Raw genomic sequence first — 13,799 nt, 5'->3', positions numbered from 1 at the left:
TTGTCACAGGAAAGGAAGTACCATGCCAGGCAAAAAGATCCTGATGCTGACCGGTGAATTCACCGAGGAATACGAAATCTTCGTCTACCAGCAGGCGATGGAAGCGGTGGGCCACACCGTGCACGTCGTGTGCCCAGACAAAAGCGCCGGAGACCTGATCAAAACATCGCTGCACGATTTCGAGGGCGATCAGACCTACACCGAAAAGCTCGGCCACTATGCGCTGATCAACAAGACCTTTTCCGACGCTGAGAAGCAGATGGAGCAATACCACGCTGTTTACTGCGCCGGCGGTCGCGGGCCCGAATACATCCGCACCGACAAGCGCGTGCAGGCGATGGTGCGCCACTTCCACGAAACCAAGAAGCCGATCTTCACGATCTGCCACGGCGTGCAGATCCTGATTGCGGTGGACGGCGTCGTGCGTGGCAAGAAGGTCGGCGCACTGGCGGCTTGCGAGCCCGAAGTGACGCTTGCGGGCGGCACCTATATCGACCTGTCTCCAACGGAGGCATATGTGGATGGCACGATGGTTTCGGCAAAGGGCTGGACGGCCCTTGCAGCGTTCATCCGCGAATGTTTGAAGGTGCTGGGAACGGAAATCCGTCACGCGTAAGCGTTTGCTTCCGACGCGTTCCAGATGATGCGTCGGTTCCCTTCAAGGGCGGGTCGACTACATCATTCAACAAGTCCGATAAGCGAACGCGTCAACGTTGCTCTTGCCGACGACAGGTGCGCACGGCAGGCCCGCTCAATCCGGTCAGATTCGCGGCTTTCGAGCGCATCGATATAGGCGAGATGCTCGAGGATTGCCGCCTGGTTGCGCTGCTTTTCGTCCTGCTTGTTCCACTGATAGTGGTAGTGAAAAATGAACGTGATGATGTCGTAGAAATCATCGATGAAGCGGTTCGGTGATGCCTCGTTTATGAGCCGGTGAAACCGGTTGTCCAGGCCGGAGAAGTCGTGAAAACGGCCTTCAATTCGCTCCAGCAGGTCGGCATGCGCCATCTTGAGCGCAGCGAGTTTCGACCATAGGGGAGAACTGTGCGGCTGTAGTGAAAATAGTTGTGCCGAACGCAGTTCGAACATCACCCGGATCTCGAAGAGCTCAAGTGCAAAGTCTTCGGTGAAACCCTTGAAAAGCCAGCCTGAATTCGGCCGTTTCTCGATCAGTCCAAACCGGCTGAAGCGGATCAGGAATTCGCGAATTCCGTTGGTCGCAACGCCGAATTGGCGCGCAAGCTCGAGCTCATTGATGCTGGTGCCGGGCCTGGTGTCACCCCGCAGCATCCACTCCATGAATTGCTGTTCGACATGCTTGGCGCGAGGTGTGGTTTCGGCGTCCGGATAGTAATCGTTGTCGCTGACCGGGCGGCCCGTCGACCTGAGGCCGTGGCGTTCGGTGATAAGTTCGCGGTGAACCAGTTCCCGCAAAACCTTTCTGACGGTTGTGCGGCTGACGCAAATTCGCCGTCTAAGCTCATTTTCGGAAGGAAGTTCACCGGCCAGTTGCCCGTCGCGCAGCATATTCGCAGCTCGATTGAAGGCCTTCTTGTAGACGGTGTCGGTTCTCATCGGATTTTCCTTGGGAACTATAGCTTGTCCTTTTAGCATGAACTTTATCCATAAAAAACAACTTGACCCGGCCTGGCCGGTTGTTTTTTATCGATAAGAAGAGGACCTGAACACGAATTGAGTTTTTGACGACGCGGCTCGTACAAGCCGCGGCGGGGAGGGGAAATTTGCCTGAAACGGGAAACACCGGCACGACTGTCGGCGAGGCAGCGTTGCCGGCATCGAGGAAGTCAGAAGCCGTTCCCGGCCTTGCGCTCGGCCTGATGCTGCTGAGCGCTGGTCCGGTGGTCATCCTGGTGCTGCTGATCGCCGTCCTCAGCTTTCTGTCGCCCTATTTCCTGACGGGACGCAATCTCAGCAACATCCTCGCCCAGACGGCCGTCATCTCGGTTGTCGCGATGGGCCAGCATCTGGTCATCCTGACACGCGGCATCGATCTCTCCGTCGGCTCGAACCTTGCACTGGCTTCCGTCGTCGGCGCGCTGAGCTTTCATGCCGGCGCTCCCGCCATCATCGTGATCGCCGTGATGGTTGCCTGCGGTGCCGCGGTCGGCGCCATCAACGGGTTCTTCTACGTCTTCGGCCGGCTGCCGCATCCTTTCATCATCACGCTGGCGACATTGAGCATCGCCAAGGGGCTGGCCCTGCAACTGGCCGATGGCCGCGCCATTCCTGGCATGCCGGATTCGATCGATGCGCTTGGCCGCGAGGCGGTCTGGGGCCTGCCTGGATCGATTTTCGTCGTTGCGGGCGTTGCCGCGGTTCTTTCCGTCATGGCTAAAACCATGGTCTGGGGGCGCTGGATTTATGCCGTCGGCGGCCGGCCCGACGCCGCGCTGCGCATGGGCATTCCCGTGTCCTGGGTGCTGGTTTCGGTCTATGTCATCTCAGGGCTGTGCGCCGGCATCGGTTCCGTCATCCTTGCCGGCCGCACCGACGCCGGTTCGCCGCTGTTCGGCAATCTGCTGGAACTGGACACGATCGCGGCGGTGATCATTGGCGGCGCGAGCTTTCTTGGCGGTCGCGGCCACCTCGGCCATGCCTTGATCGGCGCCATCATGATCGGCGTTATCCGCAACGCGCTCAACCTGCTCAACGTCAATGTCTTTTTCCAGCTCATCGTCATCGGCGTGGTCATCGTGATCGCGGTCGAGTCCGACGTGCTGCGCAATTACCTCGAAGGGCGTGTGCGTGTCCTGCAAGCCGGAAGGCAGTCATGAGCGCCGCTGCGGATAACGCCGATCACGCGGTCACGGCGGACAATCCCGTGCTGGCGGTACGCGGTGCTACCAAGCGTTTCGGTTCGGTTCTGGCCCTCGACGATGTCAGCATCGAGGTGCGGCGCGGCGAGATCGTCGGCCTGCTCGGCGACAATGGCGCGGGTAAATCGACGCTGACCAAATGCATCAGCGGGGTGCACCAACTCGATGCCGGCGCGATCCTTTTGGACGGTGCGCCAACGCAGATACGCTCCCCTGCGGATGCGCGCTTCGCCGGCATCGAGACCGTCTATCAGGATCTGGCGCTGTTCGACAATCTGACGCCGGGACAGAACTTCTTTGCCGGTCGCGAGCTGGCTGGCCCGCAATGGCTTCCGCGCGGCCTGCGGTTTCTGCAGCAGCGCCGGATGGACGCCGAGACCCGCGCTCTGCTGGCAAACCTGAAAGTTACGCTGCCGCGGCTGGATGCCGTCGTCGCCATGATGTCTGGCGGTCAAAGGCAAGCGATCGCCGTGGCTCGCTCGACCGTGTTCGCCCGCAAGGTTGTCATTCTGGATGAGCCGACCGCCGCACTCGGCCTGCGTGAATCACGCCAGGTGCTCAATCTGATCGCTGCGCTGCGCGACCAGGGCAATGCCGTCATCCTGATCACTCACAACATGGAATACGTCGTCGAGCTCGCCGATCGCGCGGTGGTGCTTCGCCAGGGCCGCAGGGTCGGCGAACTTGTGCCGACCAAGGGCAACAAACAGGAACTGGTTTCCATGATCGTTGGAGCCTGACCCGTTCGAAATTTGGGGACCTTTCAGGTCCGCAAATGCCTGAAGCGTCTCCCGCCGGGAGGCGTCTCAATCCAAGGGAGGAATACAATGCCAATAGACCGAAAACTGTTCGCAGGGCTGGTGATCGCTGTTGCGTTTTCCGTGCCGGCTTCGGCCGCAGACAAGATCAAGGTTGGCCTGATTACGAAATTCCCGGTGCCGTTCTACTCGACCATGGAGGACGCCGCCAAGAAATACGCGGCCGCTCATCCGGAGATCGAACTGGTCACCGGCCAGGGCCAGGCAGCTACCGACATCGAAGGCCAGATCGCACTGATTGAGTCCATGATCACGCAGGGCGTCAACGGGCTGGCAATCACTCCGGTCGACCCGACGGTCGCGCCGGCGCTGGACAAGGCGGTCGCCGCCGGCATCAAGGTGGTTCTCGTCGACAACAGCATTCCCAACTGGAAAGGCCAGACGGCATTGGTCTCGACCAACAACCTCAACGGCGGCAAGATCGCCGGAGAGTATCTTAAAACGGTGCTCAAGAGCGGTGACAAGATCGGTATCCTGCAAGGCGTTCCCGGGGTGCCGGCTCTGGATGACCGGGTCACGGGCATGATGGAGGGATTGGGCGACGTCAAGGTCGATGTCGTCGGCAAGGGCGCAACCAACTGCACGCTGGAACTTGGCACGTCAGTGACCGAAGACATCCTCACCGCCAATCCCGATCTCAAGGCGATCTACTCGGCCTGCGGTCCGCCGATCCCTGGCGCCGTCAAGTCGATCAGCAATTCCGGCATTGCCAACGACAACCTCATAGTGGTCGGCTTCGACGCGTGCTGCGGTGAGATCGAAGCGATCAAGTCGGGAGCGGAGGACGCCAGCGTAGCTCAATTTCCAGCGAAAATGGGTGAGCTTGGCATCGACACCGTCGTCAAGGCCATCCGCGGGGAACCCGTCGAGGCCATTGGGTAACCCGGCGCCGGACTGGTGAGGCGGCATAACGAAACGCACTTCGTGTGACCCCCCCGCGGTCCGGGGGTTTCCCCCGCCGGACCACTTCGGACTCCAGCTTAGCAAGGGGGTGAATTCTAGTCATGGGCCCCACCATCAAAGTCGTGCGATGCGCTGAGCCGGGCAGGCTGGTGTTTGAGGAGCAGCAGGCATCAGGCACTCCGCCCGAAGGCTGGGCACTGATCAATGTCGCCTATGTCGGGATATGTGGAACCGACTACCACATCTTCGAGGGCAGGCATCCTTATCTCGCCTATCCGCGCGTCATGGGCCATGAGGTTTCGGGAACAATCGCGGCAATCAACGCGCCCGTGGACCTGTCGGTCGGAGAGCAAATCCTCGTCAACCCCTATCTTGCCTGCGGAAATTGTGCCGCCTGCCGCCAGGGAAAGCCGAACTGCTGCATGTCGATCGAGGTGCTTGGCGTGCACCGTGACGGTGCCATGAGCGAGCAGATTCTCGTGCCGGCGCAGAACTTGATACCAGCGGCCGGCCTGTCACCGGTCGAGGCTGCCACGGTCGAGTTTCTGGCCATCGGTGCTCACGCGGTGCGCAGATCCATGGCGGGGCCGGGCATTCGCGCCTTGGTTATCGGCGCCGGGCCGATCGGCCTCGGCACCGCGCTTTTTGCGTGCATAGCGCACCTCAACGTGACCGTCATGGACGTCGATGCCGAGCGGCTGGCCTTTGCCGCAAGGCAATTGGGCTTCCTGGTGATCGACGCGTCGAAGAGACCGATCGTCGAAACGATAGCGGAGCGAACTGCGGGAGCAGGTTTCGACGTCGTCTTCGACGCAACGGGAAACAGCCGTTCGATGCAGGCTGCCTTTGCCTATGTTGCCCATGGCGGCGTCATGGTGATGGTCAGCGTCGTGCCGGACGACATAACCTTCTCAGATCCAGAGTTCCACAAGCGGGAAATGATGCTGATCGGCAGTCGCAACGCGACGCGTAGCGATTTCCAGCACGTCATTGCCTCGATCCGCGCTGGAAAAATACCAATCGACCGACTCGTTACCCATCGCACTACCCTGCGAGACAGCCCACGCGATATTGCGATCTGGGCGCAGCAGAAGTCCGGTCTAATCAAGGCTGTTGTCGACGTGGCTGGATCTGGCTGACGTCAGCAAACACAATCAAGATATGTGACCGCAGCCCTGATGCTGCATTATGGGGGGAGTTGCTCGGTGACGCCAAGGCTAAGCGGCGCGCTTGACACAGTATTCGGAGTGGGTCTCCTCAGTGAACAATTGTCCCTGCCGAACTGGCTTGGCGTTTCACTGATTGCAGCAGCGGGCGCAGTTCTCGTCGCATACAAAGGTTGAAGCCGTGAAGCGACAATCCTTCCGGCACAAAACGCGTTCCACGCCAAGTCCGCCGGGTATTCGCACCGGTTGAGTATCCGACGTCGCTATTTTATATGATGCGTGATGTTTGATGCGCACCAAGCAGGGCAACATGAGAACCACACTGGCGATCGATGACGATGTCCTGGTTGCAGCCAAGGCCATCGCCCGGCAGCAGGATCGCAGCCTCGGCGAGGTCATCACCGATCTCGCCCGGCGCTCGCTGCGCCGGCCTCAAGCCGGCGGCGAGCGCAACGGGATCCCTCTTCTGTCGCCTCGGCCGGATGCACCTCCCGTCACGCTTGAGACGGTCAATGCCTTGCGAGACGAACTGCCGTGACGTGCTCGATGTCAATGTGCTGATCGCACTGATAGATCCTGGCCACGTCGCCCATGACGACGCGCATGGAGTTCGAAGAGACCGGTAACTCGGCATGGCTACGTGTCCCATCACCGAAAACGGCGTCCTGCGCATCGTCGGCAACCAAAGATATCCCAATTCTCCCGGCTCACCAGCTGTTGTTGCGCGAATCGTTACCAAGTTGCGGACCCTGCACGGGCACAGCTTCTGGCCCGACGATGTGAGCCTGGTTGGCTCCGGCGACATTGATGCAGCCAAAATCCTGACCTCGGCGCAGGTGACGGCTACCTACCTTCTCGCGCTTGCCAAGGCGCGCGGCGGCCACCTTGCCAGCTTTGACCGCAAGCTGTCACAAGCTGTCAGCGGCGGCCGTGAAGGGCGGGAAGTCTGCACTGCATTTGATTCCAACAAGGTAGAGACTCTTCGGTGCGGTCTACCTTCGATCTTCTCGGGTTTCTTCGGCGAGAAAGTCGCGGTGGTCCAGAGGCAGCACGGAATTGAGAGCGTCAAAGACTTCTGCACGTCGAATAACATAGGCAGGTGGCCGAGCGAAGAGGTCAATTGCCATTCGCGAGCGGCCCGAGAATTTGGACTCCCTGGCGGCGTGCGGCAAGTGCGAGCTTCCGATCGAGGGTGGCCAGCGGCAACTCGGTTTCGATTGCCAGCGCCAGATAGGCGGCGTCATAGGCGCTGAGCCCGTGCGAAGCCGCTAATTTCAGCACTGCGCCGTCCGACCCGCCGCCGGCGTCCTCCAGCGGCAATCGGCGCAGCCGTGCCATGGTGGTGGCAGCTTCGCCCGCCGCGATGCGGCCACGCCGCTCGGCCATCAATACGACGTTACGCGCCTCGTGCCAGAACAGGGAAGGGACAGGCGCCGTTGCTCCCGGCAATCGTCGCATCAGGGCGGCCGCCGCCTCGCTGTCTTCATCAGGAAGAATCCAGGCAGCCGCCATGGAAAAGTCGACAACGAAAGGCATCAGACGATGATCGCCATCAAGCGCGACGCCCTTCATCGCGCCAGGCCCGAATTTCGTCCTGCGTCACGGGCTTGGCGCGAGCGCGGGCAGCGCTGATCTCTTCGATCACGGCTTCGACATCGTTGCGGCGTTGAATCCGCGACAGTTTAGCGATGGGATCATTGCCGCGCGAAATAATCACCTCCTCGCCGGCTTCTACCCTTGAAAGCAGTTCCGAGAGATGCGTTTTGGCCTCGCCAACTTTCACCGTGATGGTCATTTTCCTGTCCTTGCGCGCGTCGGGTCAACGTGGCGAGCCGTGTTCATTACCGAGCTGAGTGTAGATTGCTCGACAATCGCGCTTGCACGCGACGATAGGCGCAATCCTGCCCCTTGGTCAAGGCTTGGTCAAGTCACTGCCGACCCCTCGCACGCCGCAAGGCGGGCCGTCTCTTGACAAGGTGAAATCGTTCTGGAGCAACGGCTTCTGATCATGCGCAGTGTCTGATTTTGCGGGCGGAATCTTGCGCAACTTGTCGCGGTTATCGCACTCCAGTGGATCGCGAGTGGCTATCTGACCATAGTCTGCGGGGCATTCTTCTTCGGGCGTTCGCGCTTGGACGCGCAGCGCCGACCTCTCGCCGTCTCTGTTGCCGTAGCACGACAACCCGATCACGCGGCTCTTCCCCAGGCCCGCGACCCATCTGGACAGTTCGGCCTTGCCCCAAATTGCCCTTTCAGCTGAAACGATTAGGGCGGAACGTTGCAAGCATGGGATGCGGATTGCCAGAGGCGATTTCTTTGGCAAGCAATTCGCCGACGATCAATCCAAGCGTGGCGCCGCTGTGGCTGAAGGCGACGTGAAGTTCGGCAACGGTCTCGACGCAGCCAAGCACTGGCTCGCCGTCGCCGGGGATGGGCTTCGGGCCAACTGCATAGGCAGCGAGTTGGAGCCGCGGATTGCCCTCGAGCACCGCACTAGCCTCCTCGAGCAGTCCTTTGACGGTCTTGTCGTGCACGGTGTAGGTTTCGTCAGAGTTGACCACGACTTCTTCCTCCGACCACGCCGAATCCAAAACAAGTGCGCCGTCCGGCGTCGGGCGAACCGCCACGCGGGGCGTATTCAGCGCGGCACGGAGCTCGGTCTTGATCGGCTTGGTCTTCAAGAGAAGTGAAATTGGCGTGGCGTCGGGGACACGAACTCCTATCTCTGCGAGCATGATAGGCGTCGCTGGCCCGACCGCAAGGACCACTGCATCCGCCTTTACCGGCACACCGTCGGCAGTGACGACGCCACGCGCGCGACCACCTGTGGCATCTATCCGGACGCGTCCAGCGTCCCGAACAAACTTGCCGCCGCTGGAGCGGAACTCATTGAGCAGCAGACTGATCAAAGACGGCAGGTCAACCCATCCTTCGCCGGGATTGAAGATGGCACCCTGGGGGGTAATTGCGCTCGCGTTGACGCCGGGCACCACTGCACCGACTGCGGCAGGGCCGAGCAGAAGCGCGTCATAACCAATATCCTGCTCCAGCTGGCAGACGGACGCGATCTGGTTCGTCTCGTCATTCGCATCCCAGGTGAGGCCGCCGTCAAAGCGAAGCCACGATCCCGTTTCCGGCCTTGTGGCGGCCAGGGTCCGATAACGGTCGATGCCTGCAAGCCTCAAGCGGTGGTAGGCAGTGTCCGCACGTCGCGCTGAGTTCAGCCAGGAAAGTGAACGGCCGGATGCACCGTTGGCTGGCGCGCCGTCGTTGACAACCGTTACATCAAGGCCAAGACGAGCAAGGTGCAATGCGGAAGAGATGCCGAAGATGCCCGCGCCGATAACAACGACATGGCGCGGCTTTGGTGATGCAGTCATGGAGAAATCCTTCTTCGCAGAAGCCGGGCTGGGAGTTGTTGGATGGCTGCAGAGCGCGGCGGAACTAATAGTCGGTGAGCTTCTTCATGTAGCGCCGGCCCTCAAGCATTGGACGGCCGCGCAGGGCGGCCAGCTCGTAGGCAAAACGCCAAAGCGTGTCGAAGAAGACCAAGGGCACGAGATAGGGTTTGATGTGTTCGGACATACCGCTGAGGTCGAGTTCCGCTCCATCGAGCACCAGGACGTTTTCCCGGCTGCCGTACTTGAAAAGGAAGTCTCGGGCGCGTTCGGGAAGGCTCCGCGTTTCGTCCAAACCCAGCAAGACCACGAAGCAAGTATCCCGGTCGACCACCTCAAATGGGCCGTGAAAGAACTCGTTGGCGTGTATGGCCTGCGAATCGTACCACTGCATCTCCATCAACACGCAGATGGCGTACGAATAGGCCGCACCATAGCTGGCACCGCTGGCCAGTGTGTAGATCGCATTGCGCGGCGCGAAACGGGGGGCGAAGGCCTGAAACCGGTCGGCATAGGTCCGGTGCGCACGCTCGATCGCCGGCTGAAGATGGCTCAGGCTCCTCAGCAGATCGGCAGTTAGCCCGGCACCCTCCCGAGCATCGATCAGGCCGGCGAGCAACATATAGAGCACGCCGTAGTTGCTGCAGGCTGAATCGATTGCTTTGCCCGTCGTGTAGGAGGCCTGGTAGGCGACTGCGTGGTCGACCGCCAGCGCGAGGGGCGATATCTGGTCGAGCGTCATGCCGATTGTCGTTGCGCCTCGATCCTTTGCATGATTGGCCGCTCGCACAGTTTCGCGGGTGGTGCCGGTCTGCGAGCAAAGGACAACGAGCGCGTCAGGTCCCAGCCGTCGCGGGTCTCGGCAGACGAACTCATCCGCGTTGTAGATGTCGCAGGCAAATGTGCCGCTGTGACGGTCGACGAAGTATTTGCCTGCCATCATGATCGAGAGCGAACCGCCGCACGCCACGAGGAATAGGTGCGAAAACTGCGTGCCCGCCGTAGCGGTCAGGGCGCGTTCCACGTCGGAGGGCAGGGCGGAAATCATGAGCTTCCTCGTCTCGTTGACAGAGCTAGGGGCCGGCCCACAATTGACAGGTGGGCAGCCATTGTGCGAACGTTATCACACCCTTTAAACTGAAAGTCCTGCAATGGTCAAGATTGCCGCGATGGGCGATAACGTGGTCGATTGTTATCTTGCTCGCGGCGAGATGTATCCTGGTGGAAATTGCCTCAATGTCTCGGTTTATGTCAGCCGCTTCGGCGGGCGATCGGCCTATGTCGGAGCGATCGGCAAAGACCGGGCAGGGGACCTTATCTGCACTGCACTGGCGTCGGAGCGCGTGGACATCACCCGATTGCGGCGTCTCGAGGGACCGACCGCTTACTGCCTCATAGGTCACCGCAACGCCGATCGGATTTTCCTGGACTTCGATCTCGGAGTTTCGGTGTTTACGCCGACGCAAGAAGATCTGGATTTTCTCTCGGGCTTTCAGGCCGTCCACATCGGCCAGTCCAGCGATTTGGACCCGTGGGTTGCCGCTGTATCAAGTAAGTCACTGTTGTCTTATGATTTTTCCACGCGACGGGAACCGGGACATCGACGCGAGATTGGACCCTATTGCTATCTGGCTTGTGTCTCGGGTGACGGTCTCGACGACAAGGAATTGGCCGCAATCGCGGCCGAATTGCTTGCATGTGGTTCAAAGTGGGTTCTTGTGACTCGTGGTCGAGCCGGCGCGGTGCTTCACGGCGACACCGTCTCTTACCGCACCCCGGCGCGGTTGGTCAAACCCGTCGACACCCTGGGCGCGGGCGACACCTTCATCGCAAGAACGCTGTTCGGCCTGCTTAAGAAGGAGGCGCCTCAAGACATCCTCGGCCATGCCGCGGACGCGGCGGCTGCTACCTGCCGGTACTACGGGGCAATCGGCCATGCGACAGCAATCGACTTAGGAAAGATGACGCCGAAGATCCCCCACGCTTAACACTGGAAACCATCTAGCTGCGAAATTCTCCGAAACAATTGACGCGAGAAATGGACAATGCTAGAGAAAATGATAACGTTCTCACCTTCCTGGCCGAACGCCGTCCAAGAGCGTTTTGATAGATGAGACGTCGAGTGGGATCGCAAGGCCGAGTTCGGCCAATCGTAAGAGGAGAAGACATGCAGACGAATTCGAGCAGGCGCCTACTTTTGAAATCCGGTCTGGCGCTGACGATCGCGCTGTTGACAGGACTTGGCACGTTGGCCTCGTCAACTCAGGCAAACGCGGCGGACAACCCCTATAACCTCATCGACCCGACGGTGATCAGCGTCGGAACCATGGGCGATGCGAAACCCTATGTCTTCACCGATACCAACGGTAACTTCACCGGCTTCGACGCCGAACTCTTCCGTGATGTGGCGCGCCGGCTCGGGTTCAAGGAGGCGCAGGTCGTTTTCACCGGCCAGGAATTCTCGGCGCTGCTGCCCTCCGTTGCCAACGGCCGCTTCGATGTCGCTGTCGCGGCCATCGGCACAACGGCGCAGCGCAAGAAGACCGTGGATTTTGGCGACGGCTATCTCGCCGGCTACCTGTCGATCATTTCGGCGGATCCGGCACTGACGAGCAATGAGAGCACCGCCGGAAAGCGCATCGGCGTGATCCAGGGAACGCTGCAGGAAATCTATGCCGAGAAGAACCTCAAGGGCGACATTGTCAAATTTCCCGACAACAACACTGCGGTGGCGGCGCTGAATAACGGGACGATTGATGGCCATTTCACTGACTATGAGTCCGCCAAGCAGTATGTGGAGCGCTACAAGAACCTGAAGATAACAATGAACGTGCCGTCCTTCGATGCGCCGGCCGGGTTCGTGGTCAAGAAAGGCAACGATGCCTTCCGCGTGGCGCTCAACAAGGCGTTGCGCGAGGCCATGGACGATGGCACCTGGAAACGGCTGCATGAGAAATGGTTCCCGGGCACTCCGATGCCGGATCAATATCTGCCCAAGAAGTGAATTCGCGCGTATTCATTTTCGTTTCCGGCCGGGCCCGTCAGCAACGGTGCCCGGCCGAGTTATAGATGGACTTGATATGAGCTGGTTCGATACCTTCGCCCGCAGCTTCCTTGATTTCCAGGCGATGGCAGAAGTTCTGCCAAACATGGTGATGGTCGGCCTCAAGAACACTTTGATCCTGGCCCTTGCCTCGACGTTTTTCGGGACGCTGATCGGTATCGTCCTCGCAGTCATGGGAATTTCAGAGAACCGGCCGCTGAAACTCCTTGCCCGAGTCTACACCGATATCTTCCGTGGGCTTCCTGCCATTGTCACAATCCTGATCATTGGCCAAGGCTTCGCGCGGTTGGGCCGAGATCTGTTCGGTCCATCGCCTTATCCGCTGGGCATTCTGGCGCTCAGCCTGATCGCCGGAGCCTACATCGGGGAGATTTTCCGCGCCGGCATTCAGAGCGTCGAGCGGGGTCAGATCGACGCCACGCGCACTCTCGGTATGACGTATGGCCAAGGCATGCGCCTGGTGGTGATCCCGCAAGGCATCCGTCGCGTCCTGCCTGCACTGGTCAACCAGTTCATCGGCAATGTCAAAGACTCCAGCCTGGTCTATTTCCTTGGTCTGCTCGCCTCCGAACGCGAACTGTTCCGCGTCGGCCAGGACCAGGCTGTGCTGACCGGCAACTTGTCGCCGCTATTGCTGGCCGGAGTGTTCTATCTCGTGATCACGGTGCCGCTGACCCATCTCGTCAACTACATCGACGCGCGCATGCGCGTCGGCAAACGAATAACCGCCGTGCAGAGTGGCCTCCAAGAGGTCGCCGAGCTTGCCGAAGCCGTCGTGCCGGGAGCAGCGACGTTGCCTGCAGCAGCGCCCACACGTTTCAAGGGTGGCGGCATCGAGGTCAAGAATATCGACATGGCCTACGGCGCCGTCCAGGTGCTGCATGACGTCGGTCTGAAAGTGGAGCCCGGGACCGTCACCTGCCTCATCGGTCCGTCCGGATCGGGCAAGTCGACCTTGCTGCGCTGCCTCAACCGTCTCGTAGAATGCCGAGCCGGTGACATTCTGCTCGACGGCGAAAGCATCTACAAGCAGACCCCTGACCAACTCCGGCGGCGCGTGGGCATGGTTTTCCAGCAGTTCAATCTGTTCCCCGACCGTAGCGCGCTCGCCAACATCACCTTGGCGCTGCGCAAAGTTAAACGCATGTCGCGCGAGGAGGCTAATGACGCGGCCTTGGCGAGGCTAAATGAAGTCGGACTGCTGGAGCGCAAGGACCATCGGCCGGCCAATCTCTCGGGCGGGCAACAGCAGCGGGTGGCCATCGCGCGTGCGCTCGCCCTCGAACCCGAAATTATGCTGTTCGACGAAGTCACCAGCGCCCTCGATCCAGAATTGGTCAAAGGTGTCCTGAACTTGATGGCCGACCTCGGGCGGGGCGGGATGACGATGGTGGTCGTTACACACGAGATGAATTTCGCTCGCAAGGTCGCGAACCGGGTCGTGTTCATGGACGAGGGGCGGATCGTCGAGGCAGGCCGGCCAGAAGACCTATTCGACAATCCGCAGAGCCCGCGTCTTCGACGCTTTCTGTCGGAGGTGCTGTGATTCAAATGGTGTGCGCAGCGGCGGGTTCTGCGGTGTTCGGCCTTGCGGGGCGTGCCTAACTGCCGCT

14 protein-coding genes and 1 pseudogene are annotated in these 13,799 nt (G+C 60.4%); 10 read left to right on the top strand and 5 right to left on the bottom strand.

What is annotated here, in order from left to right:
- Positions 1 to 22: 22 nt before the first annotated feature.
- Positions 23 to 616, top strand: a complete 594-nt coding sequence (locus NKH60_RS27690) for a DJ-1/PfpI family protein (protein ID WP_352540695.1) — start codon at positions 23 to 25, stop codon at positions 614 to 616.
- 62 nt (positions 617 to 678) lie between these two features.
- On the opposite strand, the gene NKH60_RS27685 is transcribed toward NKH60_RS27690, so the two are convergent.
- A complete protein-coding gene (locus NKH60_RS27685) occupies positions 679 to 1,575 on the bottom strand; it encodes a GntR family transcriptional regulator (protein ID WP_352874120.1) in 897 nt (298 codons plus the stop codon).
- 167 nt (positions 1,576 to 1,742) lie between these two features.
- Here NKH60_RS27685 and NKH60_RS27680 point away from each other — a divergent pair, with 167 nt between their 5' ends.
- From NKH60_RS27680 to NKH60_RS27650, 6 genes and pseudogenes are all read left to right on the top strand, one after another.
- Positions 1,743 to 2,795: an ABC transporter permease gene (locus NKH60_RS27680; RefSeq protein ID WP_352874118.1), complete on the top strand. Its 1,053-nt coding sequence runs from the start codon at positions 1,743 to 1,745 to the stop codon at positions 2,793 to 2,795.
- Complete coding sequence (locus tag NKH60_RS27675; RefSeq protein ID WP_352874116.1) at positions 2,792 to 3,577, top strand: ATP-binding cassette domain-containing protein; 786 nt, start codon at positions 2,792 to 2,794, stop codon at positions 3,575 to 3,577. The genes NKH60_RS27680 and NKH60_RS27675 overlap by 4 nt, the downstream gene beginning before the upstream one ends.
- 87 nt (positions 3,578 to 3,664) lie before the next feature.
- Positions 3,665 to 4,537, top strand: coding sequence for a sugar ABC transporter substrate-binding protein (locus NKH60_RS27670; protein WP_352874114.1), 873 nt, complete (start codon positions 3,665 to 3,667; stop codon positions 4,535 to 4,537).
- A 134-nt stretch (positions 4,538 to 4,671) separates the two neighbouring features.
- A complete protein-coding gene (locus tag NKH60_RS27665) occupies positions 4,672 to 5,697 on the top strand; it encodes a zinc-binding alcohol dehydrogenase family protein (RefSeq protein WP_352874140.1) in 1,026 nt (341 codons plus the stop codon).
- A gap of 337 nt (positions 5,698 to 6,034) precedes the next feature.
- The gene (locus NKH60_RS27655) at positions 6,035 to 6,262 is read left to right on the top strand and encodes a hypothetical protein (protein WP_023679266.1); all 228 of its coding nucleotides are present in this window, start codon (positions 6,035 to 6,037) and stop codon (positions 6,260 to 6,262) included.
- Positions 6,237 to 6,699 (top strand): annotated as a pseudogene (locus NKH60_RS27650) (TA system VapC family ribonuclease toxin). The gene NKH60_RS27655 and the pseudogene NKH60_RS27650 overlap by 26 nt, the downstream one beginning before the upstream one ends.
- A 141-nt stretch (positions 6,700 to 6,840) precedes the next feature.
- Here NKH60_RS27650 and NKH60_RS27645 read toward each other — a convergent pair.
- The 4 genes from NKH60_RS27645 to NKH60_RS27630 all read right to left on the bottom strand — a co-directional run bounded on the left by NKH60_RS27645 (position 6,841) and on the right by NKH60_RS27630 (position 10,170).
- Positions 6,841 to 7,296: a type II toxin-antitoxin system VapC family toxin gene (locus NKH60_RS27645; protein ID WP_352874111.1), complete on the bottom strand. Its 456-nt coding sequence runs from the start codon at positions 7,294 to 7,296 to the stop codon at positions 6,841 to 6,843.
- A complete protein-coding gene (locus NKH60_RS27640; protein WP_352467423.1) occupies positions 7,277 to 7,519 on the bottom strand; it encodes a type II toxin-antitoxin system Phd/YefM family antitoxin in 243 nt (80 codons plus the stop codon). The genes NKH60_RS27645 and NKH60_RS27640 overlap by 20 nt, the downstream gene beginning before the upstream one ends.
- Positions 7,520 to 7,976: 457 nt before the next feature.
- Positions 7,977 to 9,104, bottom strand: a complete 1,128-nt coding sequence (locus NKH60_RS27635; RefSeq protein WP_352874109.1) for an NAD(P)/FAD-dependent oxidoreductase — start codon at positions 9,102 to 9,104, stop codon at positions 7,977 to 7,979.
- Between the two features lie 64 nt (positions 9,105 to 9,168).
- The gene (locus NKH60_RS27630) at positions 9,169 to 10,170 is read right to left on the bottom strand and encodes an SIS domain-containing protein (RefSeq protein ID WP_352874107.1); all 1,002 of its coding nucleotides are present in this window, start codon (positions 10,168 to 10,170) and stop codon (positions 9,169 to 9,171) included.
- A 103-nt stretch (positions 10,171 to 10,273) separates the two neighbouring features.
- Between NKH60_RS27630 and NKH60_RS27625 the strand changes: the two genes are divergently transcribed.
- The 3 genes from NKH60_RS27625 (at position 10,274) to NKH60_RS27615 (ending at position 13,732) form a co-directional block, all read left to right on the top strand.
- Positions 10,274 to 11,110, top strand: coding sequence for a PfkB family carbohydrate kinase (locus NKH60_RS27625; protein ID WP_352874105.1), 837 nt, complete (start codon positions 10,274 to 10,276; stop codon positions 11,108 to 11,110).
- 179 nt (positions 11,111 to 11,289) lie between these two features.
- Complete coding sequence (locus NKH60_RS27620) at positions 11,290 to 12,126, top strand: ABC transporter substrate-binding protein (RefSeq protein WP_352874103.1); 837 nt, start codon at positions 11,290 to 11,292, stop codon at positions 12,124 to 12,126.
- Positions 12,127 to 12,202: 76 nt separating this feature from the next.
- Entirely contained in the window at positions 12,203 to 13,732 is a 1,530-nt protein-coding gene (locus NKH60_RS27615; RefSeq protein WP_352874138.1) for an amino acid ABC transporter permease/ATP-binding protein, read from the top strand.
- Positions 13,733 to 13,799: the final 67 nt, after the last annotated feature.

This window comes from Mesorhizobium sp. M1006 (assembly GCF_040318825.1).
Classification (GTDB): Bacteria; Pseudomonadota; Alphaproteobacteria; order Rhizobiales; family Rhizobiaceae; genus Mesorhizobium.
This window is presented reverse-complemented; position numbering and strand designations above follow the sequence as displayed.